The 25,346-nt window shown below is 57.7% G+C and carries 20 protein-coding genes and 1 pseudogene; 18 read left to right on the forward strand and 3 right to left on the reverse strand.

From position 1 onward, the window contains the following. The first annotated feature begins 3 nt into the window (after positions 1-3). The 12 genes from M2416_RS23130 (at position 4) to M2416_RS23185 (ending at position 16,685) form a co-directional block, all read left to right on the forward strand. Positions 4-708, forward strand: coding sequence for a class I SAM-dependent methyltransferase (locus tag M2416_RS23130; protein WP_076945574.1), 705 nt, complete (start codon positions 4-6; stop codon positions 706-708). After that, the gene (locus M2416_RS23135; RefSeq protein ID WP_259227049.1) at positions 701-2,305 is read left to right on the forward strand and encodes a (2,3-dihydroxybenzoyl)adenylate synthase; all 1,605 of its coding nucleotides are present in this window, start codon (positions 701-703) and stop codon (positions 2,303-2,305) included. The genes M2416_RS23130 and M2416_RS23135 overlap by 8 nt, the downstream gene beginning before the upstream one ends. A 15-nt stretch (positions 2,306-2,320) precedes the next feature. Further along, positions 2,321-3,646, forward strand: a complete 1,326-nt coding sequence (locus M2416_RS23140) for a salicylate synthase (protein WP_076945572.1) — start codon at positions 2,321-2,323, stop codon at positions 3,644-3,646. A gap of 275 nt (positions 3,647-3,921) precedes the next feature. Continuing rightward, positions 3,922-4,875 (forward strand): helix-turn-helix transcriptional regulator, encoded by a 954-nt coding sequence (locus tag M2416_RS23145; protein ID WP_045859363.1) that lies wholly within the window; start codon positions 3,922-3,924, stop codon positions 4,873-4,875. A gap of 133 nt (positions 4,876-5,008) precedes the next feature. Next, complete coding sequence (locus M2416_RS23150) at positions 5,009-7,207, forward strand: TonB-dependent receptor (protein ID WP_259227052.1); 2,199 nt, start codon at positions 5,009-5,011, stop codon at positions 7,205-7,207. Between the two features lie 58 nt (positions 7,208-7,265). Next, positions 7,266-8,753: an ABC transporter substrate-binding protein gene (locus M2416_RS23155; protein WP_259227053.1), complete on the forward strand. Its 1,488-nt coding sequence runs from the start codon at positions 7,266-7,268 to the stop codon at positions 8,751-8,753. Next, positions 8,750-9,697, forward strand: a complete 948-nt coding sequence (locus tag M2416_RS23160) for an ABC transporter permease (RefSeq protein ID WP_259227055.1) — start codon at positions 8,750-8,752, stop codon at positions 9,695-9,697. Before M2416_RS23155 ends, M2416_RS23160 begins: the two co-directional genes overlap by 4 nt. Continuing rightward, a complete protein-coding gene (locus tag M2416_RS23165) occupies positions 9,694-10,446 on the forward strand; it encodes an ABC transporter permease (RefSeq protein ID WP_259227057.1) in 753 nt (250 codons plus the stop codon). The genes M2416_RS23160 and M2416_RS23165 overlap by 4 nt, the downstream gene beginning before the upstream one ends. Continuing rightward, complete coding sequence (locus tag M2416_RS23170) at positions 10,446-11,921, forward strand: ABC transporter ATP-binding protein (protein WP_259227059.1); 1,476 nt, start codon at positions 10,446-10,448, stop codon at positions 11,919-11,921. The genes M2416_RS23165 and M2416_RS23170 overlap by 1 nt, the downstream gene beginning before the upstream one ends. Beyond that, on the forward strand, positions 11,899-13,662 hold the full coding sequence (locus M2416_RS23175) for an ABC transporter ATP-binding protein (protein ID WP_076945567.1): 1,764 nt from the start codon (positions 11,899-11,901) through the stop codon (positions 13,660-13,662). The genes M2416_RS23170 and M2416_RS23175 overlap by 23 nt, the downstream gene beginning before the upstream one ends. Further along, the gene (locus M2416_RS23180; RefSeq protein ID WP_259227061.1) at positions 13,653-15,389 is read left to right on the forward strand and encodes an ABC transporter ATP-binding protein; all 1,737 of its coding nucleotides are present in this window, start codon (positions 13,653-13,655) and stop codon (positions 15,387-15,389) included. Before M2416_RS23175 ends, M2416_RS23180 begins: the two co-directional genes overlap by 10 nt. 15 nt (positions 15,390-15,404) lie before the next feature. Further along, on the forward strand, positions 15,405-16,685 hold the full coding sequence (locus M2416_RS23185) for a cytochrome P450 (protein ID WP_259227063.1): 1,281 nt from the start codon (positions 15,405-15,407) through the stop codon (positions 16,683-16,685). Positions 16,686-16,767: 82 nt separating this feature from the next. Here M2416_RS23185 and M2416_RS23190 read toward each other — a convergent pair. From M2416_RS23190 to M2416_RS23200, 3 genes and pseudogenes are all read right to left on the reverse strand, one after another. After that, a pseudogene (locus M2416_RS23190) lies at positions 16,768-16,998 on the reverse strand (IS30 family transposase); the annotation flags it as partial. A gap of 362 nt (positions 16,999-17,360) precedes the next feature. Then, positions 17,361-17,945 carry a TetR/AcrR family transcriptional regulator gene (locus M2416_RS23195; protein ID WP_076945563.1) on the reverse strand — a complete coding sequence of 195 codons (585 nt, stop codon included), beginning with the start codon at positions 17,943-17,945 and terminating at the stop codon, positions 17,361-17,363. A gap of 61 nt (positions 17,946-18,006) precedes the next feature. Next, complete coding sequence (locus M2416_RS23200; RefSeq protein ID WP_076945562.1) at positions 18,007-19,053, reverse strand: aldo/keto reductase; 1,047 nt, start codon at positions 19,051-19,053, stop codon at positions 18,007-18,009. A gap of 112 nt (positions 19,054-19,165) precedes the next feature. Between M2416_RS23200 and M2416_RS23205 the strand changes: the two genes are divergently transcribed. From M2416_RS23205 to M2416_RS23230, 6 genes are all read left to right on the forward strand, one after another. Next, entirely contained in the window at positions 19,166-19,960 is a 795-nt protein-coding gene (locus tag M2416_RS23205; protein ID WP_259227065.1) for an SDR family NAD(P)-dependent oxidoreductase, read from the forward strand. A 30-nt stretch (positions 19,961-19,990) separates the two neighbouring features. Then, positions 19,991-21,097, forward strand: a complete 1,107-nt coding sequence (locus M2416_RS23210) for an NADH:flavin oxidoreductase (RefSeq protein ID WP_076945560.1) — start codon at positions 19,991-19,993, stop codon at positions 21,095-21,097. A gap of 67 nt (positions 21,098-21,164) precedes the next feature. Then, complete coding sequence (locus M2416_RS23215; protein ID WP_076945559.1) at positions 21,165-22,163, forward strand: NADP-dependent oxidoreductase; 999 nt, start codon at positions 21,165-21,167, stop codon at positions 22,161-22,163. A gap of 433 nt (positions 22,164-22,596) precedes the next feature. Continuing rightward, entirely contained in the window at positions 22,597-23,214 is a 618-nt protein-coding gene (locus tag M2416_RS23220; RefSeq protein ID WP_259227068.1) for a dTMP kinase, read from the forward strand. 761 nt (positions 23,215-23,975) lie between these two features. Next, on the forward strand, positions 23,976-24,767 hold the full coding sequence (locus tag M2416_RS23225; protein WP_259227071.1) for an RNA polymerase sigma factor: 792 nt from the start codon (positions 23,976-23,978) through the stop codon (positions 24,765-24,767). Next, entirely contained in the window at positions 24,764-25,345 is a 582-nt protein-coding gene (locus M2416_RS23230) for a hypothetical protein (protein ID WP_259227072.1), read from the forward strand. The genes M2416_RS23225 and M2416_RS23230 overlap by 4 nt, the downstream gene beginning before the upstream one ends. The last annotated feature ends 1 nt before the right edge of the window (position 25,346 follow it).

Genomic DNA, 25,346 nt, shown 5'->3' on the forward strand with positions numbered 1-25,346 from the left:
TCTATGGAAGACTTCTACTCTCCGGTCGCTGAGTTTTACGATCTGGTTGGTCGCGCGCACTCCGCGGGTGAAACCGCGCTGCGCGAGCGGCTGTCGGCATTCACCGATATTCACGACCCGGTGCTGGATATCGGCGCTGGCACCGGACGAACGGTGCAGGCGATAGCCGAAACCGTGCCGCTGGTGGATATTCTGGCGGTGGAGCCAGCCCCGGCCATGCGCGCGGTGCTGACCCATTGCGTGGCGCAAAGGCCGGAGCTGCGGCGGCGCGTCACGATTATCCCGGACACGGTGGACAAGCTGCAGCTACCCGAACGCCTGGGTGCGGTCGTGGCCTTCGGGGTGCTGGGACACCTGACGACGGAGGCGCGTCAGGCGCTGTGGTCAATATTGCTGCCGCGGCTGGCACCCGGCGCGCCGGTGTTCGTGGAGCTGCTGCCGGTCGAAAAACCGATGGTATTGCCGACGATGACGTTGGCCAGTGAAACGATCGGCCAGCGTCACTATCACGCGACCCTCGAGGGTGAGCCTGGACCCAACGACACCATGCTGCTGACCTCATGCTGGACGGTAAGCGGCGGCCCCTGCGCCACGCAGGTAATCCGTAACCGGAGCGTCTGGCATACCTTTGGTCTGGACGATCTCGCCCGCGAAACCGGGCTGCATGCTGAACGTCTGACCGCGCAGGCGGGGGTGCTGTATGTCTGAACCGATTGCCTCCCCCGATCGTCGTATCCTGCCGGAGGAGATGCGCTGGCCGGTGGCGCTGGCCGAGCGCTATACGCAACGCGGCTACTGGCAGCCGGAAACGCTCGGCCAGTTGATTCTGCAATGGCGGCAGTATGGTGACCGCACCGCCCTGATCGAACCGGACCGCAGCTGGAGCTATCACCAGTTAATCAACCAGGCCTGTCGTTTCGCCGGTGAACTCCGGCAGCGAGGGATGCAAGGCGGGGAAACGGTCGTTATTCAGTTGCCCAACGGGGCCGATTTCGTGGTGGCCTTGTTCGCGGCGATCCTTAACGGGGCGGTGCCCGTACTGATGCTACCGGCTCACCGCCAGCGTGAAATCCTGCACGTGGTGGAGCTGGCGCAGGCGCGCTGGTTCCTGAGTGACGGCAAACAGGCGGGAATTGAGGCGCAGAGCCTGCGCGCAAAGGTACCCGACTGTCAGAGCCTGTTCTCCACGACGGAGCGGCGTTTTTCCGCCAGCCAGGCGCCGGCGATGGCGGGATTGCCTCCCGGCGATGCGCCCCACAATATTGCTCTGCTGCTGCTTTCCGGCGGTACAACCGGCTTACCCAAGCTGATCCCCCGCACCCACGCCGATTATCACTACAACTTTCGCGCCAGCGCCGCGCTTTGCCATGTCCAGCCGGATGACCGCTACCTGGCCGTGCTTTCAATGGCGCATAACTTTCCCCTCGCCTGTCCGGGCATCCTCGGGATCTTTTCCCGCGGAGGCTGCGTGGTGGTCCCGGCCACCGTCGCCGCTGAGGATGCGTTTGACGCGATTCATCGGCACCGCGTGACGCTCACGGCGCTGGTCCCTTCGCTGGCAACGCTATGGCTGGACGCGACGGAGTGGGAGCAACCCGACCTTAGCTCGCTGAGGCTGGTTCAGGTGGGGGGGGCGAGGCTCGGAGCCGATGCCGCCCGCCGGCTGCTGGCCCGCTGGGGATGCCAGCTGCAGCAGGTGTTTGGCATGGCGGAAGGGCTGCTGAACTACACGCGGCTGGATGACTCGCCTGAGCTGATTACCACCACGCAGGGCCGACCGCTATGCGACGAGGATGAGATCCGGGTGGTTGACGAGCAGGGCCTGCCGGTGGGTCGCGGGCAGGCCGGGGAGTTGCTGGTTCGCGGGCCTTACACCATCCGCGGCTACTATCGCGCGCCTGAACACAATCGTCAGGCGTTTGCCGCCGGGGGGTTCTACCGCAGCGGAGATCGGGTACGGCAGCTGCCCGGCGGCGAGCTGCTGGTGGAGGGGCGAACCCGCGACACCATCAACCGCCACGGGGAATCGGTGCCCGCCGATGAAATCGAGGAGTGCCTGCGGGCGCATCCGCTGGTACGCGACGTGACGGTGCTGGCAGAGACGTTCGCTGAGCAGCAGGAAGCGATCCATGCAGTCGTCATCGCCCATTCCCCTCTCACCCTGGCCGAGATGCGGGCGTTTCTTGAACAGCAGCAGGTCGCGCCATTTAAATGGCCGGATCGGCTGACGCTGGTTGATGCTTTCCCGCTGACGCCGATTGGCAAAATCAATAAACAAGCGCTGGCGGCCCGGCTGGCGGTTTAACTTTCAGGAGTCAACATGACGGATACACGCAGCGAACTTCGACTCAATCTGCCCGCAGATCGGACCCTGGCCGCGATTGTCAGCCTTATCCGGCAGAATCCGACGGAGGATTACTATGTCTATGAGCGGCCGCCATGCTGGTATGTTGGCCTGGGTAAACGGGCGAGTTTAACCCTTTCGCCTGATGGCTCGCAGGCCATAACCGAAAGCGAAGAGGGCTGTCGGACAGCGCCCGTTACCTCGTCGCTGGCGCACTATGCCCGTCAGTTCCGTGCGCAGCATGCCGGCGCAGGACAGCGCGTTTTCGGTATGGCCGGATTTAACTACGCGGCCTGCATTCGTGGGATCGCGTTTCCGCCCGGGGAGTGGCCGCTGCTGTCTCTCCTCGTGCCGCGTGATGAACTGGTTTTTGACGCGGGGGAAGTGACGATCCTGGCGCACAGCGCTGACCAATGCCGGCACCTCGCCCGGCAGTTACAGGATATCTCCCCGGCCCCGGCCGGGGGGGCGCTGCTGGCCGACCTCACCGCGCAGGGGAAAGATTATCAGCACCAGGTGACGCGCGCGCTTGAAGAGATCGCCGCCGGTGAATACACCAAGGTGATTGTGTCGCGCGCGCTGGCGCTTGCCGAGCGCATCGACATGCCCGCGACCCTCTGGCGCGGGAGAATGTCCAATACCCCGGCGCGCAGTTTCTTGCTGCAGCAGGGGGCGTTTGCCGCGACCGGTTTTAGCCCGGAGATGGTGGTGACGGTGGAGCAGGATATCGTCACCAGCGAACCTCTGGCCGGCACCCGCGCGCTATCCGGTTCGGCGGGAGAAGATGCTTACAATCGGGCTGAGCTGCAAAGCGATAGCAAAGAGATTGTGGAACACGTTATCTCGGTCAAAGCGGCGATTGGGGAGCTGGAAACGCTGTGCGTGCGTGACTCGGTGGCGGTCACCGATCTGATGTCGGTACGCGAAAGAGGGAGCGTGCAACATCTGGGGTCTCAGGTGTGCGGCAAACTGGCGTCGGGGCGCGATGCCTGGGATGCTTTTGATGTGCTGTTCCCGGCGATCACCGCATCCGGTATTCCCAAGCTCCCGGCGCTGGCTGCCATCCTCCGCCTGGAGACGGTGCCGCGCGAACTTTACTCCGGCGCGATACTGATGCTGGAAGGCGAACGATCGTTCGAAGCGGCACTGGTCCTGCGCAGCGCATTTCAGGATGCGCGGAGAAGCTGGATCCAGGCCGGAGCCGGGGTGATTGCTCAGTCGAATGCATTACGTGAGCTGACGGAGACCTGCGAGAAGCTTTCCAGCGTGGCGCCTTACCTGGTGGTTTCGCAGGCGAAATGAGGGATGATGCCTGACGCAACCGGCGCGAGAACTGCTGATGTTTTGGCTCATTGACCTGTTGCGAAAGCGCCCTCCTGGCTGAGAAGGGCGCCTGCGTAATGCGGCGATCGTAGAGCCTGCCCCGTTTGTTTGTTGCATGGGGAGAGCGTCATTAATTGATAATGATTATTATTTACATATTTATAAACCCCAGTATGATGATTCCCTGAGTTTCGTTTCGGGAACTAAGCACCCGGCGACTTCGCCAGCCGGGTACTTACAAAAGAGGGTTTTTTATGCAATCCACTCACCAGTTACATTCTCTGCAGCAGTTAACCGATATGGCGCACCAGTGGGGCTATGACTACGAGCTGGCAAATGCCAGCCGCTCGGTTCGCCAGTCTGGCGAGTTTGAAGGGACAATCAAAACGGTCACGCTGCCCTATGGCGTCAACCTCTGTCTCAATGAGCTGACCGCCAACGGCGACGATCATCGCAGCGGCACGCTTCAGCATTGTTTGACTATTTTACTGACCCTCGGCGGCGATGAGCCTAATTATCACCTCGATGACGGCAGCCCGCTGCCGGCAGAACGGGGCATGGCGAAGGTGATTGCCACCAAAGATCGTATGCGCCTGTGGTGCCGCAATCCGCGCGGGCATCACTGCCGCAGCCTGGTGATTCAGGCCGCTCCCGAACGAATCAGCGATAAAGAGCTGGCGGATCAGGTCGAACGTATTTTGCAACGTAACCATGTCTTTAGCTTGATCATCCCGCAGTACACCATCGATCGGGCCAATGAGCTGTTTGGCTTTTGCGATAACTGCGTGATTGGTCGGCTGCAGACCCATAGCTGCGTACTGGATCTGATGGCCCAGGTGCTGCGCGCGGCGAATCAGGATGTGCCCCAGGTGGGGGTAATGGCGCCGCATCGCGACGTGGCGCGGATGCTGAAGGTGCGGGATAAGCTGGTCACCGAACTGGACTGCAACCACTGCCTGTGCGACCTGGCGCGCGATGTTGGCATCAGCGTCAGCGCGCTGAAAAGCAAGTTCCAGGCGGTCATGGGGCAGTCGGTTTTCGCCTTCCTGCGCGACCAGCGCCTGACCCGGGCCCGTCAGGGATTAGAGTCGGAAGGGTGGACGGTCAAGCAGGCCGCCTACTATGTGGGTTATCAGCATCCCAGTAACTTTTCTACTGCCTATCGCCGCAAATTTGGTATGCCTCCGCGCGATTCTCTCAGCCTCTGACTGGCTGAAAACATAACTCATTTGGCTTTGCTCATAGCTGAGTTAACTAGGGTGTCGTAGGACCACCCCCATATAATTGTGACAGATATAAAACGATTTTTTTTGTTTCTGTTTCAGCACCATGGGGATGGTCATGCGCACCAGTTCACACCAGTTTCGCTTAAAACAAAATCTACCTGGCACCATTAAACCGCTCTGCCTGCTGTGCGGTCTGGCGATTTCAGCCCCGGCTTTTACCGCGGAACAAACCACCGATAGCAAAAAAGAAGAAACTCTGGTGGTGACGGCTCGTAAGGTGAAAGAGGATCCGTTGAAAGTCCCGGTCAGCATGACCTTGTTCGATCGCCAGACGCTGAGCGATCGGCGCATTGATGATGTGGAGCACCTGATCCGTGACGTGCCAAACATCAGCTTCAGCTCACTGGGGGATATGCGCTCAACCTATATGTCGATCCGAGGGGTCGGGCCGATGGCCCAGCCGCTCGGCTTTGATGATACATCGGTCGTGACCTATATCGACGGCGTGCCGCAACCGGCCTTCGGTGCGGATCTGCGTTTCCTGGATGTTGAACGGATTGAAGTCCTGCGCGGCCCGCAGGGCACGGTGTTTGGACGCAACGCCCAGGCGGGGGCGATAAACATCACCACGCGCCAGCCTGGCGATACCTTTGAAGGCACCTTGCGTGCGGAAGCGGGCCTGAACAGTGAATCCGAGAACGTGGGTCAGCTGACGGTTTCCGGACCACTGATTGAGGACCGTCTGGGCGGGCGCTTCTCCGCCGCCTATTCCAACCTGGGCGCCGATGTGGATAACAACGCGCCGGGTGGCAAGCTGGGCAAGGTGGAAACCGGGGTGTTCCGCGGTTCGCTGGTCTTCACCCCCGACGATCGTACCCGCTTCGTGCTGACCGGCAACTACGAGCGGGACAACAACACGCCGTCAAACTTCATTCTCAAAAATGGCCCGAACTTCCCCACGGTGGAGCTGGATCCTAAAGGCTGGGTCGATCGCGAGATCTCCGGTCTGTCATTAACCGCCAGCCGTCAGCTTGATCGGATGCAGTTCACCTCCGTATCCGCGGTGAACCATTACGATTTTAAAAACCTGACCAATAATTCCGAGGCGCTGACGTTTAGCAAAGTGTTCGGTATGCCGACGTCGGCGTTTATTCCAGCCACCGACTGGAGTACTTATGACGAAAGCCAGAACAGCCTGTATCAGGAGCTGCGCCTGAGTAGCCTCGATGACGCGGATATTGTCTGGGTCGGCGGCATCAACTATCTGCATGACAGCTACAAGCTGACCACCCAATATGATTCCGCGTTCTTCGCTTCCACCAACGGTACGCGTAACGGGGATTACACCACCGACAGCTATGCCGCCTTTGGCGAGGTGACGGTGCCGCTATTTGGCTCCGAAAAACTGAAAGGGACGTTAGGCGGTCGCTATACCCATGACCGTAAAACCTATGAATCGCTGTATCGTTCCAACGGCTTCCCCGGGACGGTGGCCTCCTTCAATCAAAGCGGGGTGCTGAATTACGACATGGTGACGGGCCGCGCGGCGCTGAGTTATGACCTGACCGATGACTCGACGATCTATACCAGCGTCGCCCGCGGCGCGAAAAGCGGCGGTTTCCCTAATTTTACCAACAACGCGCCCAGCGGCTTGAAGGATGAGCCTTATAAGGATTCCTCCTCCTGGAGCTACGAGATCGGCAGCAAAAACCGTTTCCTCGACGGGCGTGCCGAGCTGAACGCCTCGTTGTTCTATAACAGCGTAAAAGATGAAAACCTGTTCGCGCTGGATTCCGCCTCATTCACCTTCGTGCCGAAGCCGATGGATACCCGTAACTACGGCATGGAGCTGGAAGGCTCGCTGCAGCTGGCAGAGCACTGGAAGGTCAGCGGCGGGGCGGGTTACACCCATACGGAATTACGCAATGTTTCGGATGATGTCGCGGCTTCATCCGGCGCACGCAATGGCAACCGGGTACCGGCGGTACCGAAATTCAACACCAACCTGACGCTGCAATACTACGATTCTGCCGCCTGGCTGGGACTGCCGGAAGCCAATATCTTCGCCCTGGCGCAGCATCAGTACGTCGGCAGTCGTGAAGCGGATGTCGGCAGCCACTTCAAGCTTGATGCCTACCAACTCTACAACGCCAAAGTGGGGCTGGAATTCTCCTCCTTCGATGTCTACGTCTTTGGTCAAAACCTGACGGATGAACGCCCGCAGTACATTGGTCTGTATTACGGTCCGGGCAGCGAGGCGGTTACCGTTGGACATGGCCGCGTGTTGGGCGTCGGCACGCAAATTAAATTCTGATTACCCGCTGCGCCCGGATGGTGTTCGGGCGCATCATTCAGTTTACCCGGATGCAACTATGATGAAATTACGCCTGCCAGGGTGGCTGTTCCTGGGTGTGACAATGGCTCTGCCCGCCGCGCAGGCCGCCGCTGACCGGACTCTCCGGGTGGTGATGTTGGGCAGCCAGAGCGAAACGCTCGATTACGGGCGCGCGCAAACCTATTACCCCTGGGCGGTGAGCGGCAACGTCTGCGATGTGCTGGTGGCGGATCGGCAGGGCCGTCCCGACTATCAGCTGAGTCGTGCCATTACCCCCAATCAGGATGCTACGCGCTGGACTGTCTCACTGCGTTCCGGGGTGCGCTTTTCCGATGGATCGCCGCTCACCGCTGATGATGCGCTGGCGAGCCTGCGCTTCCTGGCCGCCTCTCCCGGCTTTGCCGGATTCTTCAGCGATGTCGATATGCAGGCCAGCCGCGTGGTGAATGCCGAAGAGCTGGAGCTGGTTCTTACCCGTCCGCGTGCCGATCTGGTCACCACCGTGCTGACCGCCGCCAGCATGGTATGGAAGCAGGGGCGGGGCGATGCGGCGATCCCGGTATGCAGCGGTCCGTATCAGGTCGCCTCCTTCAACGCGCAGAACGGGGCGCTGCTCAGCCGCAACCCTTACGCATGGCAGCCTGCGGCGTGGTTTGATCGCATTGAAATTCGCCCGCTGGCCGATGCCACGGCGCGGGTAAACGCCCTGCTGAGCGGTGCGGCAGACTATGCCTTTGATATTCCGGTTAGCAGCGCCCGCAGCGTGGACGGACGTCAGGGCTGGCAAATCATCCGCAGCGGCGTGGCGAATGCCAGCGGTTATTACTTTGCCATGAATACCAGGGTCAAACCGTTTGACGACGTTGAGGTCCGGCAGGCGCTGAAAACGCTGGTCAACCGTCAGCAGCTGCTTGATGTGGTTCTCGGCGGCTATGGCTATCTCGGGAATGACGTGTTCGGCCAGGGGCTCAGCGGTTTTGACAGCCAGCTCCCTCAGCGCCGGACCGATGCTGCCGAGGCGCAGGCGCTGCTGCGCAAAAAAGGGATCACGCAGCTGACCTTGCTGACCGCCGATCTGACTCCGGGGCTGAACGACTCGGCAGAACTATTACGCCAGCAGCTGGCCGACGTGGGTATTACCCTCAGGGTTGAGACGGTGGCCGCGGCCGATTATCTGGGGGATATGTCGCGTCTGCATCAGGCGCAGATGCTGTCGATGTACGCGTTAAATCGCCCCTTCCTGGCGGCGATCCCGATGCTGTTCGGTAATGACAACCCCTATAACTATGGCGGGTGGTATCCGGACGATTTTGTGGCAGGGGTAGAGCAGGCGCGTAAAACACTCGATCCGCAGCGCCAACAGCAGCAGCTCGACCGGTTACAACAACAGCTGTGGCAACAGGGGCCGTATTTGCTCTGGGGATATCGCGATGGGCTTTCGGCGGCGGTGACGGCTTTACAGGGCGTTGAGCTCAACCAGGGGATCCCTCTGTTCCGCAGCGCCCGAATGGCGGCCGGCCAATGATGGCCAGATTTGTCCTCTGGCGTCTGCTCAGCGCTCTGCTGCTGCTGTGGCTGGCTAGCATGTTGATCTTCTTCACCCTGGCGCTGGCGCCCGGAGATGCCGCAGTGCAGGCACTGGGTGAACGCGCCACCCCGCAGGCGTTGCAGACGCTGCGGCATCAGTTTGGTCTCGATCGGCCCGTTGCCGCAAGGTACTGGCAGTGGCTTAGCGGTATTCTGCGCGGCGATCCCGGCATCTCTATAACCAGCCAACAGCCGGTAGCCGATATTATCGCTCCCGCCGCCCGCCGGAGCGGGCTGCTGGCGCTGCTGGCCGCCTGCGGGATGCTGCTGCTGGGAGGCTCCGGCGGCGTACTGGCGGCGATGTATCGCGATCGCTGGCAGGACCGGCTGCTCTCATTTATCGCAATGAGCGGATTAAGCACCCCGGAATTTATTGTTGCCACTCTGATGATCCTGCTGTTGGCGGTTGGGGCGGGGTGGTTCCCGGCGGTCTCCCTGCTGCCGGCTTCCGGCAATATCAGCGACCAGTGGTCGATTCTGGTTCTCCCCGCGCTGACTCTGGCACTGATCGGCGGCTGTTATTTGCTGCGTATGATACGCGCCTCGCTGATAAGGCTGACGGCCGCGCCCAATATCCTCAGCGCCCGCCTTAACGGTGTGCGCGGGCTGACGCTGGTGGCCCGCCATTTGCTGCCGCAGGCTGCGGGGCCGCTGGCCCAATTGTTTGCCGCCAGTTTACCCTACCTGATTGGCGGCGCCGTGGTGGTGGAACGCGTATTTGGCTTTCCCGGCCTCGGCGAGCTGCTGCTGACGGCGCTGAATACCCGTGATGCCATTTTGCTTCAGGGGGTAGCGATGCTGCTGGCGCTGATTACCGCCCTGTGTTGGTTCACGGCGGATATCCTGGCGGTCTGGCTCGATCCCTGGCGGAGGCGCTCGTGAGAATCGTCGCTTTATTGATGATTACCCTGATTATCTGTGGCCCATGGCTGGCCCCCTATAACCCACAGCGTAGCCTCGGCCTGGCCTGGCAACTGCCGGATAAAACGCTGTGGCTGGGCAGCGATGGCCTGGGGCGGGATGTCTTGAGCCGTCTGCTGAGCGGCGGTCGCAATATTCTGCTATTCCCTCTGTTGTGCGCGCTGTGCTCCTCATTTTTAGGCAGCCTGTGCGCGCTGCTGCTGGTGGCTTTGCCCGATCGCGGGAGAAGGCTGGTGGTGTTACTGGATCCGCTGCTGTACATGCCCCCGCTGCTGGTACTGATTGGGGTGATCTATGTCTTTGGCAACGGGCAGGTCGCGCTGTTGATCGGGATGACGTTACTCAATATCCCTTTTACCCTGCGCTACGTACGTTCGCTGGCGGATCCCGTCCTCGATACCGGTTACGTTGAGGTCGCGCGTGCGGCAGGCGATGCGCTGCCGTTACTGCTATGGCGCGAAGTCCTGCCGGTGATTGTGCCCGGTATCCTGGCCGATGGGACAACCCGTTTAGTCGCGGCGATTTACCTGCTCGCCTCGGCCAGTTTTCTCGGTATCGCCACTCCCGGCGGGATCGACTGGGCGTCAATGGTGCGCGACGGATTACCCGGACTGATGCTAAACCCATGGGCGGCGCTGCTACCTGCGCTTGGTATCGCGCTGGTGGTGGTGGCCATCAGTTTGCAGACTGACCGCTGGAGCAGGATCTGATGCGCTGGGTGGTGCAGGTATCCGGCCTGACGATCCGCAACCCGCAGGGCGATGCGGTGTTGCAGGATATTAACTTTGAGCTGGCCGCGGGTGGTTCGCTGGCGCTGATTGGCGGCAGCGGGGCGGGGAAAAGCACCCTTGGGCGCGCGCTGCTGGGTGACCTGACCTCCGGGCAGCGCCACGCCGACGGGCAGATTATCTGCTGCGGGTGCGAGGTATTGCAGGCGACGCCTCGCCAGCTCCGGCAGCTCAGATTCAGGCATACCGCCTGGCTTGGCCAGGACCCGGCACAGGAGCTGACGCCGGGTATGTCGGTGCGGCGTCAGCTTAATGAATTTCATCATGGTGATGCCAACGCCATTCGCGAGATGCTGGCGTCGCTCGGATTACCGCAGGATGACGCTTTCCTGCAGCGTTTACCTCACCAGCTTTCCGGCGGGCAGCGTCGGCGGGTCGCACTGGCTCGGGTGTTATTGAAGCGCCCGCAGCTCCTCATTCTCGATGAGCCCTTCGCCGGATTAGATCGGCGACATCGTGAGCAGATGATGGCGGAACTGCGTCAGCTACAGCGGCAATACCGCTTTGCCCTGCTGCTGATCGGTCACCAGCTCAACGCCGTGGCGGAGATAGCGCAACGGATGCTGGTACTGCATAACGGGCAGCAGCTGGAATATGGTGACACCCGGCAGCTTTTTGCCACCCCAAAAAGCCCGCTGCTGCAGGCGTGGTTGTCTCCTGTGACCTGCTCGCGACCGGTAACCACTGAGGGGGAGCCGCTGCTGCGGGTTACGCACTGGCATCCGGGGGATTCGCGACCGACCGCGCTGCCGGCGCTGAGTTTCGCGCTGCATCCGGGGCAGTGCCTTGCGGTCACCGGGCCATCCGGCATCGGTAAAAGCACCCTCGCGCGCTCGCTGGCGGGGCTAAATCCCCCTCATCAGGGCGCTATTAACCTTGACGATCGACCGCTGGCGAGCGATGTGCGCCGGCGCTCCCGCGAACAGCAGCGCGCCATCGCGCTGGTGCCTCAGGACCCAGCCCATTCGCTGCACCCGCTGCGCAGCGTTGGGCAGCAGCTGCAGCAGGCGCTCGATCGGTATCGATTATCCCACCCAGGCAGCGTGGCCGCGCTGCTGCACCAGGTCGGACTGCCCGGCGATTACGCCCGCCGCCTGCCGCGAGAGCTCTCCGGCGGCGAACAGCAGCGCGTGGCGCTGGCGCGGGCGCTGGCGGGTCAGCCCAGCGTGCTTATCTGCGATGAAGTGACCTCGGCGCTGGATGTGCTCAGCGCCCGCACGATTCTGCAACTGCTGAGTCAGCTGCTGGCGCAGGGCATGGCAGTGCTTTTTATTACCCATGATTTACCGGCAGCCAGACAGATTTGCACCGCAGGTCTGCATCTCAGCGGCGGTGACGCTGATCCAGGCGCGGTGTTTGACAAGGAGATTTGTGATGACTTCAACATGCGAGACTGAACCTCAGCAGGCCGGGCTATTACGACCGGTTCGCGGCTGGATTGCGCTGGCGGTAGTGCTTCAGGTGGGTTCATCGGCGCTGGTGCTGGCCCCGCTGATTGGTCTGACTGAACTGGCGCGGGTGCTGATGAGCGCGCAGGCAGACCGCGCGGCCCTCGCCTGGCATATCGTGAAAATATCCGCTTTCTGCCTGGGAGGCGGATTGGCGTTGCGCGGGCTGGCCGATCTCACGACGCACCTCGCTGACAACGCGTTCTCCCTGTGGCTGCGCCGCCAGCTAGCGCGTCGTATGGCGCACGCGCCGCTCAGCTGGTTCAGCGCCAACAGCAGCGGCAGAATTAAGCAGGGTATGCAGGATGACGTGACCGCCATTCATCATCTGGTGGCGCACTCCTATCTGAACCTGGCAAACGCCACCACCACCCTGCTGTGCGTCTACGGCTACCTGCTGTTCATCGATTGGCGGATGACGCTGATCGCCTTGATTCCGCTACCGTTCTTTTTTCTGCTCTATCGCCGGATTATGCGTGCCAGCCAGGCCAAAATGGCGGAGTACGGCCAGCAGCTGGAGCAGGTCAATCGCTCGGTGGTGGAGTTTGTCCAGGGCATACCGGTGGTGAAAACCTTCGGCCAGCATGGCGTTGCTCATCAGGCGTATCGCCGGGCGGTAGACAGCTTTCGCGATTTCTTTCTCGACTGGGTGCGCCCGCTGATCAAGCCGGAAAGCCTCTCCGGGGTGATTATCGCGCCGATCACCTTGTTGCTGCTGGTGCTGGTTGGCGGCGTCACCTTTATTCATCTCGGCTGGATGGAGGTCTGGCAACTCCTGCCGTTTGCGGTGCTGGGGCTGGGGGTCTCGGTGCCCATTGGCACGTTAAGCAGCAGCGCACAGTCACTGCAGATGGCGAAGGGGGCTTTTACTCGCCTGGCCGGGTTACTGGCGATCCCTCAGCAAAAGGAGCCGGAGCGGGTGATGCTCAATGCGGGCAGCCAGGTGCGCTTTGAGCGCGTCAGCTTTAGCTACGGGCCCGATCGCCAGATTCTGCATGACGTATCCCTGAGGCTGGAACCCGGTACGGTAACGGCGCTGGTTGGCGCATCCGGGGCGGGCAAATCAACGCTGGCGAAGCTACTTCTGCGCTTTGCTGAGCCCGACGCCGGCCGGATTATGCTGGGAGGAGTCGATCTGGCGAATATCGCGACCGACCATCTCTATCGTCAGATTGGCTGCGTCTTTCAGGAGGTGCGGCTGCTGCGGCTCAGCATCAGAGACAACATTGCCCTCGGTGATCCGCAGGCCACCGATCGGCAAGTGATTGCCGCGGCGCAGGCAGCCAATATCCATCAACGCATTCTGCAACTGCCGCGCGGCTATCAGTCGGTTTATGGCGAAGATGCCCGCCTGTCGGGCGGGGAAGCGCAGCGCCTGAGTATTGCCAGAGCGCTGCTCAAGGAGCCGCAGCTGCTGGTGCTGGATGAAGCGACGGCGCAGGCTGACGCCGAGTCGGAGGCCGCCATTCAGGACACGCTCTCCCGGCTCATTTCTCAACAGGGTAATCGCTCGCTGCTGGTGGTGGCTCACCGCCTGGCGACGGTGGTTAACGCCGATAATATCGTGGTGCTGGCGCAGGGACGTATTGTGGAACAGGGAACGCATAGCCAGCTGCTGGCTAACAAGGGTGAATACGCGCGTCTGTGGCAGGCCCAGTTCTCACCATCAAAGGAGGAGGTATGCTGCTGACCCGTCTCTCGTCGCTGCTGGGCAAAGATAACGCCAGGGTTCTGCGACGTTACCTGATTCTGATGGTGCTTTTCTGCCTGGTGCAGGGGATCGCTTTTGCGATGGTTGTGCCGATCGTCCAGGCGCTATTGCAGGATGATATCACCCGGGCGACGTGGTGGTTATTGCCGCTCACGCTGGCTACGTTGCTCGCCTGGTATCTTAACTACGTTGCTTCGTTGGGCGGCTTCAGGGTGGCCATAGCGCTACTGAATACCCTACGTCACCGCATTGGCGACCACGTGGTGACTCTGCCGCTGGGCTGGTTCAGCCCGGCCAATACCGGCCAGCTTGGCGTGCTGCTCAGTCAGGGGGTGATGGAAATTCTCGGGCTGCCCGCCCATCAGTTAAGCCCTCTCATGCGCGCCACCTTGACGCCGCTGGTGGTGGTGGCGATTACCTTTTTCTTCGACTGGCGTATCGCGCTGATCGCGCTGGTGATTTTTCCGCTGGTGGCGCTGGTTTATTGGTGGGCTGGCAGGCTGGGCCGCGCCGCAGACGAAGCCGTTCACCTTGCCACGGCGGAAGCCAGCGAACGTATGCTTGAGTTTGCGCAGAACCAAATGGTGCTACGCACTCACGGCTGCGGCGAGCAGGGACATGCCAATTTTGATGCCGCCCTGGTGGCACAACATCGGGCCAGTAAACGCCAGCTGTGGCTGGTGCTGCCGCCGTTACTGGCGAACTCCTGGCTGGCGCAGCTCAGCTTCCTGACGTTGATGGCCAGCGTCACCTGGCTGGGGCTGGCTGATAACGATCCGCAGCAGCTGGTCACGCTGCTGGCGCTGCTGGTGCTGATTAACCGGGTGATTGATCCCCTTACCGAAGTGGCGGCCTATGGATCCGGGATCCGTATGGCTTCTGCCCAAATGGATGCGGTGGAACGGGTACTGGCCGAGCAACCCTTGCCGCAGGCCGACGATCCGCAGCTATACGGCGGCGAGGCCAGCATTCAGCTGCATAACGTGACCTTTGGCTATCAACCCGAGCGGCCGATCCTGAAAAATGTGTCGGTTACGCTGCCCGCCAACACCACCACGGCGCTGGTGGGCCTCTCTGGCGCCGGTAAAACCACCCTTATGCGTTTGATCGCGCGTTTCTTCGATCCCGACAGCGGCAGCATTACCCTGGGAGGCACCGATCTGCGCCAGTTAAGCAGTCGCGAGCACATGTCGCTGATCGCGCCAGTCTTTCAGGACAATTATCTGTTCAGCGGCACCCTGCGGGAAAACGTATTGATTGGCAATCCGCAGGCCGATGCGCAGGAAATTGCGCAGGTGGTCAGGCTGGCGCGGCTGGACGAGCTGCTGCAGCGTCTGCCGGATGGCTGGCAAAGCCAGGTTGGTGAGGGCGGAGGCCTGCTTTCCGGCGGTGAACGCCAGCGCGTGGCCATCGCGCGCGCATTGTTGAAAAACGCGCCGATATTGCTGCTGGATGAGGCCACCGGCGCTCTTGACGCAGAGAATCAGTCCGCGATCGCCGCCGGATTACGGTCTCTGCACCATCGCTGTACGCTGCTGGTCATTGCCCATCAGCTCTCGACCATCCAAAACGCTGACCAGATTCTGGTGCTGGATCGGCAGCACATTATCGAACAGGGCAACCATCAGCAATTACTGGCCGCAGGCGGTCGCTATGCCGATTTCTGGCAGGCGCGCAACCGTGCTGAAGGCTGGCGTCTGCAATAAACCGGGGAGGTAACGATGTCCGAAGCGATTATCAACAGTGAACAGGCCGCGCAGTTGTGGCCGCTGCCTGACGTGGACCTGACCAATCTGGACCTGTTCAGCCGCGGGTTTCCACATCAGATATTCACCGACCTGCGGCGCCACCGCGGGGCATTGTTCCATCCCCGCACGGCGCTAACGCCCGATGGCGAAGGATTTTGGGTGTTTACGCGCTATCACGACATTGCGGCCATCGCGAAAGATAACGACACCTTCTCCTCCGCCGGCGGCGGCGATCGGCAGGGCGGGGGCACCATGATTGAGGATTTACCGCGTGAAATGGGGCCGGGCTCGGTAATCAATATGATGGACGATCCGCGCCATAAGGCGCTACGCAGATTGATTGCTCCGGCCATCACCAATGCCCGCGTGGCGGCGATGGAGGATGTGCTGTTTGCCGCCGCAAGGTCAGCCGTACAGGCCGCGCTCCAGCAGGAACGCGTCGATTTCGTCTCGGCCATCGCGGCAGAGCTGCCGCTGTTTGCTATCGCCAGTTTAGTCGGCATCCCACACGACGATCGCCATCAGATTTTTGCGTGGATTAACGCCGTGCTGGACTATTCGGACCGTCAGCTGGGTGAAACCAGCATCAGTAGCCAGCAGGGGATGCAGAACTTTATGGCCTACGGGCATAAGTTCGTCGAAGAGAAACGCCAGAACCCGGGCAGCGATATTGTGTCGCTGGCGGTGACCGGCGAGCTAGCCAAAGGGCTGGGAAAACTGACGCCGCTGGAACAGTTGATGGTGTTCATCGTGGTCATGGTGGCAGGGCTGGAAACCACGCGTAACGCCATTGCCGGCGGTATTCTGGCATTTATTCACCATCCGGAGCAGTGGCTGCGTCTGCAGCAGGACCGGGGGCTGATGAATTCGGCGCTCGACGAAATACTGCGTTGGACTTCACCGACCCCCTATAACCGCCGCACGGCAACGCGCGATGTGATTATCGGCGACCGGCTGATTCGCCGGGGAGAGAAAGTCACGTTATGGTGGGCGTCGGCCAACCGGGATGATGCTTATTACGAGCAACCTTTTGCGTTCGACATTGGCCGTCAGAAGAATCTGCATATGGCATTTGGCGGCGGGGGGCATAGCTGTCTTGGCGCCCAGCTGGCGAGGCTGGAAATGCGCGTTATTTTGCATCACCTGCTGGAACAGGTGGATGGCTTCAGGCTGGATGGCGATGTTAATTGGGTGCGCAGCAATAAGCATACCGGGATTCGCAGTATGCCGGTACGGTTTGTGAAGCGTGACTGAGAAGTGTATTACTGCGAAAAGAGCTTATTGACCCTCATTCTTTCCCACGCAGCAGTACCGCTTTTGCTGCACGGTATTGGTTTGCTACCAGTCCTCGGGATATCTCCTCTCTTTCATCAAGCGAAAGCGCTAACCGGTGCCGCTTTCGGACAGGGGGACGATATCCACCCGTCTGGTGGATAGTAGGCATGATAGAAGAATGAAATCTGTCGAACATTCTGGCGATCTCATGCAGGGAATCACCTTGCTTATATCTGTCCCGGATAATCGCTTTCTGTTCTGGCGTGTAGTTAATGCGCATTCTTCGTTTCATGGCAACGCCCCCCTTGATTAAGGATAGCGTTGCATCGACCCGTTGAACTCACAGCTCACAGCTCACAGCGGACCTGACAACCAGCTAGTTGGTCCGCTCCGTGCCCAGGAGCAGATATAACGAGTAATGCAGATGCCAGATAGCAATAGGGGAGAAGGTCATCGTGGTGTCTGAGTATCTCAGACAATACTGTAGTCGGTTGCTGAAAATGTACTCAAGATGCTGACTCACCTTCACATCTGTAGCATCTATGAACTGGAACCGGGCGTTTAACAACGTTCTGGGCAGATCCATAAGATCATGCGATTCCAGCTTGTCTCTGCGGGATGACAATATTTATGCAGGGTATGAGTTATAGATCTTCAAACACAATTGCTTTCAAGCAATGCCTTTTTTGCAGCCGTAAGAAAACGTTCAGAGATATCATCACCACTGGTCGCTCTGGCCAGCATCAGGGCGCCGGTCATCAGAGCAAGCTGCATAAGATGCCTGTCATTGATGTCGGGCGCCGGGACACCGTCCTGCATATTTTTAATACTCTCAGCCATTTTTTTGACACCGGAAATATAAGCCTCATGCACCGGCTTATCTTCCCCTTTACGCTGTACATCAATGGCAAGTGCCGCAACGGCACAACCGCTGGCCGGAGCATCCCGATGACGGGGTGAAAGATAGTATTCAACAAGCTGTGGAAAACTGCTTATACCGCTTTCTGCCATCGCCGAACGACTCTCTTCGAATGCCTGCTCGCAGGCGACCGCTTCCAGTGCGTCTTTAGAACTGAAATGCCCGTAAAATCCTCCATGGGTCAGTCCGGCAGCAGACATAATGTCCTTAACGCTGACCCCATCAAGTCCCCGTTCTCTGAACAACTGTGATGAGGTAGTGATGATGCTGTTGCGATTAATCTCGCTTTGCTCTCTTGACACTCGTCCGGTTCTGGCCATTTTTGCTCCCGTTACTTCCAGCCGGGGCAGTTAACCTGCCCCTGTAAAACATATCGCCTGCTCAGGCGCGTGGTGGTGTGATCTTACCATATTCAGCACCCAGCCCCTGTGCCCGCGGTAAAGTTCCGGCAATCTGCTGATGCGGAGTACCGGCTGAAACCGCACTGATGTCATCCAGTCGGGCTGCCTGGGTATCACTGAGTCTGATATCCAGCGCCAGCAGTGTTTCGGTAAGCTGGACTGGCGTACGCGAACCAATGATGGGGATCAGCGGCGTCTGCAACTGCGAAGCTCTGTGGCGAAGCCAGGCCATGGCAACCTGTACTGGCATGACATTCAGTTCCTGAGCCACGCTGAAGACTTCATCCAGAAGTGTCGGATCCTGCTCTGTATGAACCAGTCGACCTGCAAAACCCTGTAGTCGACCTTCCTGGCTGGTGCGGTATTTTCCCGTCAGCATTCCACCACCCAGTGGGGACCAGATGGTGGCGGCCAGACCCAGCGCATCGGCCATCGGCAAAAGCTCCCGTTCGGCGGTACGCTCGGCCAGACTGTATTCAACCTGAATACCCGCAATACGCGACCAGCCGCGCAATTCAGCCAGTGTTTCCGCGCGCGCAATCTTCCAGGCGGGGAAGTTGGACAGCCCGGCATACTGCACCTTTCCTGCCCGGATAAGATCATCGAAAGCCCGGACGATTTCCTCCAGCGGTGTCATCTGGTCATCGAAATGAGCCCATAAAAGCTCGATGCGATCGGTTTTCAGACGTTTCAGACTGTTTTCAACCGAAGCAATCATGTTCCTGCGGCTGTTACCCGTCCTGGCAACCCCGGCATCCGGGAGTGCGCTCAGGGTATATTTGGTCGCAATCACAAAATGATCGCGATCGGCCGCAATAAAATCACCAATCATCTGCTCAGACTGACCAAACTGGTAAGCATCTGCGGTATCGATAAAATTGCCTCCGGCATTCACATAGCCGTCAAACACGGCCCGGGCTTCTTCTTTTTCGGAACCATATCCCCAGCCTGTCCCGAAGTTTCCTGTTCCCAGGGCCAGCTCTGATACGCGCAGGCCGGTGTTACGTCCAAATGTTGTGTATCGCATGCTGTCTCCCACTCAGTTTGTTTTGATAAATGATGATTGACATTTATTATACATGTCAATCATCATTTAAAAAGACAGGCAAGACAATTTTTTCCCCGAGAGAGAACTAAAAATGACTGAGACAACACCGACTGTATTAATCACTGGTGCATCAACCGGCCTGGGGGCCGTGTATGCCGACCGTTTTGCCCGCCGCGGGCATAATCTTGTTCTGGTTGCCCGTGATACCGCTCGCATGGAGACGCTTGCTGCCCGACTGCGGGAGCAGTACAGCGTTGAGGTGGACGTGTTGACCGCAGATCTGACTAAGGAAGAGGATCTCGATGTCGTGGCAAAACGCCTCGAAACCGACGACCGCATTACTGTCCTGGTCAACAATGCCGGGATGAGTTTGTCTGGTACATTTACCACCCAGACACAGGCAGACATCGACCGTTTGATCGCCGTTAATCTTACTGCCGTTGTCCGCCTGGCACGCGCGGTAGCCCCTCGTCTGGCCAAAGCAGGCACCGGCGCAATTATTAACATCAGTTCCGTGGTCGGTCTGGCCCCGGAATTTGGCATGACGATTTACGGCGCCACCAAGGCGTTTGTGCTTTTCCTGTCGCAGGGATTAAGCCTTGAACTGGGTCCACAGGGCGTGTATGTCCAGGCTGTTGTGCCATCGGCCACTCGCACTGAAATCTGGGAGCGTTCCGGCAAAGACGTGAATACCATGACCGGCGTGATGGATCCCGGTGAACTGGTTGATGCAGCACTTACCGGCTTCGATCGCCGGGAAGCGGTGACCATTCCTCCTCTACATGAAGAGTCGTTGTGGACCGCCCATCAACAGTCCCGCCAGGCCATGCTGACGGAATACGGTCAGGAACACGCCGCCCCTCGCTATCTCAGTGACACCAAATAACCCCTGTTTCACCGTAAGGAAAATAGAGCAATGAGTGACAATATTCTTTTCACCCCTTTCACCCTGAAGGGGATGACACTACCAAACCGTATCGTAATGGCTCCCATGACCCGCGGTATGGCACCCGAAGGTGTGCCTGGTCAGGCTCAGGCTGACTATTACCGCCGTCGCGCCGAAGGCGAAGCCGGGCTTATCCTGACTGAAGGTACCGTGGTTAATCGTCCGGCATCACGCAACATGCCGGGAATTCCCCTCTTTCACGGCGAACAGGCGCTGGCGGGCTGGGAAAGCGTAGCCGACGCGGTACACGCAGCGGGAGGACGTATAGGGCCGCAGATCTGGCATACCGGCTCTACACGCGCACAAGGATGGGAGCCTGACGCGCCGGTTGAAAGCCCTTCCGGGCTGGTCGGCGCAGATGACCCCCGCGGTGTGGCCATGACGGAAGAGGACATTGCCGATACAGTCGCGGCCTTTGCCCGCGCCGCAGCCGATGCCAGGCGCCTTGGGTTCGATACCGTAGAACTGCACGGTGCACACGGTTATCTGATCGACCAGTTTTTCTGGTCGGTCACCAATCGTCGTACCGATGCATGGGGAGGTGAAACCATTCTGCAGCGCGCCCGCTTCGCGGCTGACGTTGTGCGTGCCGTACGGGCTGCCGTGGGTCCGGATTTCCCGCTTATTCTCCGTGTCAGCCAGTGGAAGCAGCAGGAATACACCGCGCGTCTGGCAAACACACCGCGCGAGATGGCTGACTGGCTGACTCCGCTGGTCGAGGCCGGCGTGGACATTCTGCACTGTTCCCAACGTCGTTTCTGGGAGCCGGAATTCCCGGAGCAGGACGGAAACGATGGGCTGAATTTTGCGGGCTGGGCCAAAAAACTGACCGGTGCTGCCACCATCAGCGTCGGTTCTGTCGGCCTGTCCGGGGACTTTTTCGGTGCGTTTGGCGGACAGGGTTCTGGCACAGCAGCGCTGGATAATCTCTACACCCGAATGGAACGTGGTGAGTTTGACCTGATCGCCGTCGGTCGCGCACTGATCTCCGATCCGCAGTGGGTGCAAAAAGTCCGGGCGGGTAAAACGGATGAACTCCAGGGTTTTCGTGCCGAAGACCTTGGCTCTCTGGCCTAATTTTGAGGTCCCGCCGATGGCGGGACATTTTGAACATCCGCTTCTTTACTAAAGGCAAGGACACACGATGAAAGCACTGGTGCTTAAAAAATATGGTAAGCCTGGCCTGACAGAATTTGATTCTGTTCCTCAGCCTGCAGTGGGAGATAACGAACTGCTGATTAACGTGCATGCTGTGGGGCTGAACGCCATAGACTGTATGATACCAAAAGGGTTGTTCAAACCGATCCTTCCCCTCACATTACCCGCTGTAGTGGGAAGCGACCTTTCAGGCGTTATTGAGGCTGTTGGCAAAAATGTCACTCGTTTCAAAAAAGGCGATGCCATCTATGCCAGCATATTTGACATGGACCGTGGTGCGCTTGCTGAGTACGCCCTCGTTCCGGAGCATGCCGCTGCGCTAAAACCCCAAAACCTGTGTTTTGTCGAAGCAGCTTCGCTTCCGATGGTGGCGCTGACTTCATGGCAGGCTTTTGAACGGGCGCAAGTGAAAGCGGGAATGAAAGTGTTTATCCCCGCAGGGTCTGGTGGCATAGGAACATTTGCTATCCAGCTGGCAAAACATCTGGGTGCCACAGTGGCAACCACGACCAGTCTGCCTAACGCCAGCCTTGTCACCGGACTGGGCGCTGACCTTGTCATTGATTACAAAAGTCAGGACGTTGAAAGCGTGCTGAGCGGGTACGACGTTGTTCTTGGTACTGTCCGTGGTGACAGCATTGAAAAATCACTGCAAATCCTGAATTCTGGGGCTGAAGTTGTCTCACTTGTTGGACCGCCGGATTTGCCATTTGCCCGTCAGCGGGGCATGAATAAAGTAATGAAAATGATTTTCTGGATACTAAGCCGGAAAATCATTTCTCAGGCAAGGCGCCACAAGACTAAATATTCGTTCCTTTTTGTTCGTCCTGACGGCGCACAATTGTCAGAGATTGCAACCTTAATTGAAGGCGGACAGCTTAAGCCCGTTATTGATAAAGTTTTCCCCTTTGAAGAAAGCCTGGAGGGGTTGTCATATCTTGAAAAAGGACATGCTAAGGGAAAGGTTGTCATACAGCTTAAGTAACTCACCAGGTACACAGAAAAAAGTCATCGAGCCTTGTTGATCATAAAGCGATCGTTACCGGTGGATTAGCAGCGAATGTTGACGGTCCGCTGTTCGCTCAAAGCTACCCGTCAACGCCTGCCTGCTTCAAAAACGGCCTAGCGTCGGATGTTTTCCGTTTTCTACGCGGATCTCTTAAACTGCATCGCGCAGGTCGTAACATAGGGATAATGACCATAAACGGCTCTAATCCTGGGTGATTAAACCAGGGAGGTCGCACCACTGGCAGAATGTTCATCAGTGTCTGTTTATAAGAGCCCTCTATCCGATTCGCGCTGACGCGCCAGGTGCCCAGACGAACGAAGAGGATGGGCAGCTATTCATACGAAGGAAGTCAGATGCTTTTGCCAGATTCAAGCTTTACAAAAACCCTGTATCAATCGTCATTTGCAGAATGAGTCGCCAGCTGTTTGTTACTCTGGATGGGCCCAAGGGAGCCGGTAAAACCACGCTGTTGGAAGCCATTACGAAGGTACTTAGGGCAGACAACAAGAAGGTCATCCGACTTTGCGAGAAAAAAAGCGATCCCTACAGGGGGGAAACAATGGCCCTTGTTAACAAACTCGCCAGAAACCCCGCCCTGGATTTGGAATGGGAGGTCTGTGAGCGCTTTGCTGATAGCCGTGCATGGATTTCCCGGCAGGTGCTGACTAAACAGCCAGCGGACAGCATTATCCTGATGGATCGCTGGTATCCCTCGGATGCCGCGTTTCGTCGGATGGTGCCATTTGCCGAGATTTTACAGCTTAATATGGAACGAAACGTGCGCACGCCGGACCTGCATGTCGGGGTGGTTACTGCGCCTGATATCTCATGGGCGAGGGCCGCAGGCCGACCGCGTGGGCTAAGTAGTACGGTGATTCATAAGCTGGAAGAGCACGTTGCTTGCACCCGCGCGTTCGAGCGAGAAATTGCACATCACGGCTGGTTTTTATGCCGTAATGAAGGCGCGATCGAAGACGCAACGATGCAGGTGGTTTCTGAGATCTACAGAGTGGCTGGATGCCCATAGCTATCGGTTTTGCAGACAGAGCTTGCGCGACTCTTCACCTCTGTGTGAGCCGCAGATTTGTGTTGCGTCAACAAAATCTGACTCCGTCAAAGATGCAGCAGTCCCGAAAAGCAAAAAGCCCGCTTAGTTTCCTAAGCGGGCTTCTTTAATATGGCTCCTCTGACTGGGATCGCCTTTGCCAGTAACTGGCTAATATGTAAGCTAAACCTGAATTCCCTTACTGTCAAGACCACCAGAATGACCACCAATAGTTGCGGATTCCATAAATCTGGTATGAGCGTTCCGCAGCATGGGTGAACATTACTATTTTACTCTCTGAAAATGAAGCGTAGTTAGAGGTAACGTCGAAGGCGTTTATCCTATGTGGAACTGTGTGCAAAGAGGTTTAACTGTCGGCTGAGTGCCAAAAGCAGACATTGATAACATTGAGATATGTTAATTTATGGGGAGCAGGTCAACGCTGTGAAACCTGTCACCAAATTAATAATGCACAAAAGCCCATTGGATCGGGTACATTCAGCAGAACCAACACCATGTAGGCTTCATAGCATGTGGCTGATGCGATTCGTTAACTCAACCCTCTCAGAAGCTGAGAAGTGAAACTGAAGTGGTTTACAGATGTGGACCTTACTAGACCGGTCAACATGAGCAGATTGCTGGATATGAATTGATAAATAACGCCGGCAAATTAATCATTGTGCTTCTTTAACCTTGCGCACTCTTTTCTAGAGCAGAAAGTACTTTTCCGACACACAAGCATTATGATGGAGGTTGCATTGATCATTCCTCTTCAAAAACAAACTGAGGGTGGAACACTCTACACACGCTTACCTGAGACCGAAGTTAGGCTGGCAGAATTAGCCACCCTCACGGATGAAAATCTGATTCAGTTGTGTAAGCAGAGCAAGACACATTCGCAATATGTGCCCAGTGAATGTCTTCTTTACTTCGTCCGGCGCAGCGCATTGACTAACCAAACTCTTTTTGATCCCCTCTTCAGGATCCTCTCAGAACGCATTTTCAGGAAGCTTCCTCGAGCCGTTAATCATGGTGGAAATTCTGTATCAATGCTGAACAGTGACATTCAGGAGAGTGTTTTTGACCGTATCGTTGAGATGCTTATGCTTGATAAAGCAGGGTATGAAGAACGGTTGGACATTTTTGAAATCCGTTTTGATTTGGCCTTTTCAAATTTAAAAAAAGATGCTCAGGAGAAGTCTTATCGGTCGGAAAATAGGAATACTGAGCTGGAGTACGATGATTCAGAGGACGTAACTATAGAGGTTGAAACTGCTTCTGAAGGTTTTAATCCTTTTGAAGAAACAGATCTCAATGATTTTCATTACCGTCGTGAGCTTGATGCGGCGATTGAGACTTTACCTGAACTACAGAAGCGAATCATTGAAATGCTCCGATTAGATTTTCCAATAGACTCCATCGACCCACAAGAGATAACGATTTCCAAAGCTCTAAACAAGTCTGAAAAGACCATCCATAATCATAAAAATAAGGCGTTTGCACGTCTTCGTTTACTGCTTCAAGGGGGAATATGATGACCGGACTTTCACCTCAGGCATCCCTAGAAGAGGTACTGGAGTCATTTTCCATAGAGCATGATGTGGGAAAAGCGACTCTGCAAAAGTACCTTGCAGCCTTCCCGGAATATGCCAATGACCTCATAGATTTATCTCGAGAGATAGCCAGAATATCAATCGAAGATGAAGCGCCACTCTCTGAGTCCCAGCGCCGCTTAATCAATTCTGCTACCACTCGCATCCAAAATTCACCGGGCATAACAGCGGTGGACCCCTTCGCTAGACTCTCAGCACAAGAAATGCGGGCTCTCTCTAAATCGCTAGAGATACCTCGACAGGTCGTCATGGCATTCAAAGAGCGAAACGTAGTCGCCAAATCTGTTCCCTGGGGTTTTCTGGTCAGGTTTGCTGAACAACTTCAGATCAGCGTACAACAGTTATTTACCTCACTCGAGCAGCCGCACATGGAGGTTGCAGGGAGTTATAAGTCCGAATCTAAACCGGGTGAAGCAGAGAAGATTACTTTCGAACGACTGCTTCGGGATGCCGGGTTGTCTGAGGAAGAAATCAGAAACTTAATGGAAGAGGATAGATAAC

The sequence above is a fragment of the Klebsiella sp. BIGb0132 genome (assembly GCF_024810075.1).
Taxonomy (GTDB): domain Bacteria; phylum Pseudomonadota; class Gammaproteobacteria; order Enterobacterales; family Enterobacteriaceae; genus Klebsiella; species Klebsiella terrigena.

What these genes read in the sequence shown, in the direction of transcription:
- M2416_RS23130 (WP_076945574.1), top strand. Translation starts at nt 4, where the DNA reads ATGGAAGACTTCTACTCTCCGGTCGCTGAGTTTTACGATCTGGTTGGT.
- M2416_RS23135 (WP_259227049.1), top strand. Translation starts at nt 701, where the DNA reads ATGTCTGAACCGATTGCCTCCCCCGATCGTCGTATCCTGCCGGAGGAG.
- M2416_RS23140 (WP_076945572.1), top strand. Translation starts at nt 2,321, where the DNA reads ATGACGGATACACGCAGCGAACTTCGACTCAATCTGCCCGCAGATCGG.
- M2416_RS23145 (WP_045859363.1), top strand. Translation starts at nt 3,922, where the DNA reads ATGCAATCCACTCACCAGTTACATTCTCTGCAGCAGTTAACCGATATG.
- M2416_RS23150 (WP_259227052.1), top strand. Translation starts at nt 5,009, where the DNA reads ATGCGCACCAGTTCACACCAGTTTCGCTTAAAACAAAATCTACCTGGC.
- M2416_RS23155 (WP_259227053.1), top strand. Translation starts at nt 7,266, where the DNA reads ATGATGAAATTACGCCTGCCAGGGTGGCTGTTCCTGGGTGTGACAATG.
- M2416_RS23160 (WP_259227055.1), top strand. Translation starts at nt 8,750, where the DNA reads ATGATGGCCAGATTTGTCCTCTGGCGTCTGCTCAGCGCTCTGCTGCTG.
- M2416_RS23170 (WP_259227059.1), top strand. Translation starts at nt 10,446, where the DNA reads ATGCGCTGGGTGGTGCAGGTATCCGGCCTGACGATCCGCAACCCGCAG.
- M2416_RS23175 (WP_076945567.1), top strand. Translation starts at nt 11,899, where the DNA reads ATGACTTCAACATGCGAGACTGAACCTCAGCAGGCCGGGCTATTACGA.
- M2416_RS23180 (WP_259227061.1), top strand. Translation starts at nt 13,653, where the DNA reads ATGCTGCTGACCCGTCTCTCGTCGCTGCTGGGCAAAGATAACGCCAGG.
- M2416_RS23185 (WP_259227063.1), top strand. Translation starts at nt 15,405, where the DNA reads ATGTCCGAAGCGATTATCAACAGTGAACAGGCCGCGCAGTTGTGGCCG.
- M2416_RS23195 (WP_076945563.1), bottom strand. Translation starts at nt 17,945, where the DNA reads ATGGCCAGAACCGGACGAGTGTCAAGAGAGCAAAGCGAGATTAATCGC.
- M2416_RS23200 (WP_076945562.1), bottom strand. Translation starts at nt 19,053, where the DNA reads ATGCGATACACAACATTTGGACGTAACACCGGCCTGCGCGTATCAGAG.
- M2416_RS23205 (WP_259227065.1), top strand. Translation starts at nt 19,166, where the DNA reads ATGACTGAGACAACACCGACTGTATTAATCACTGGTGCATCAACCGGC.
- M2416_RS23210 (WP_076945560.1), top strand. Translation starts at nt 19,991, where the DNA reads ATGAGTGACAATATTCTTTTCACCCCTTTCACCCTGAAGGGGATGACA.
- M2416_RS23215 (WP_076945559.1), top strand. Translation starts at nt 21,165, where the DNA reads ATGAAAGCACTGGTGCTTAAAAAATATGGTAAGCCTGGCCTGACAGAA.
- M2416_RS23220 (WP_259227068.1), top strand. Translation starts at nt 22,597, where the DNA reads ATGAGTCGCCAGCTGTTTGTTACTCTGGATGGGCCCAAGGGAGCCGGT.
- M2416_RS23225 (WP_259227071.1), top strand. Translation starts at nt 23,976, where the DNA reads ATGATGGAGGTTGCATTGATCATTCCTCTTCAAAAACAAACTGAGGGT.
- M2416_RS23230 (WP_259227072.1), top strand. Translation starts at nt 24,764, where the DNA reads ATGATGACCGGACTTTCACCTCAGGCATCCCTAGAAGAGGTACTGGAG.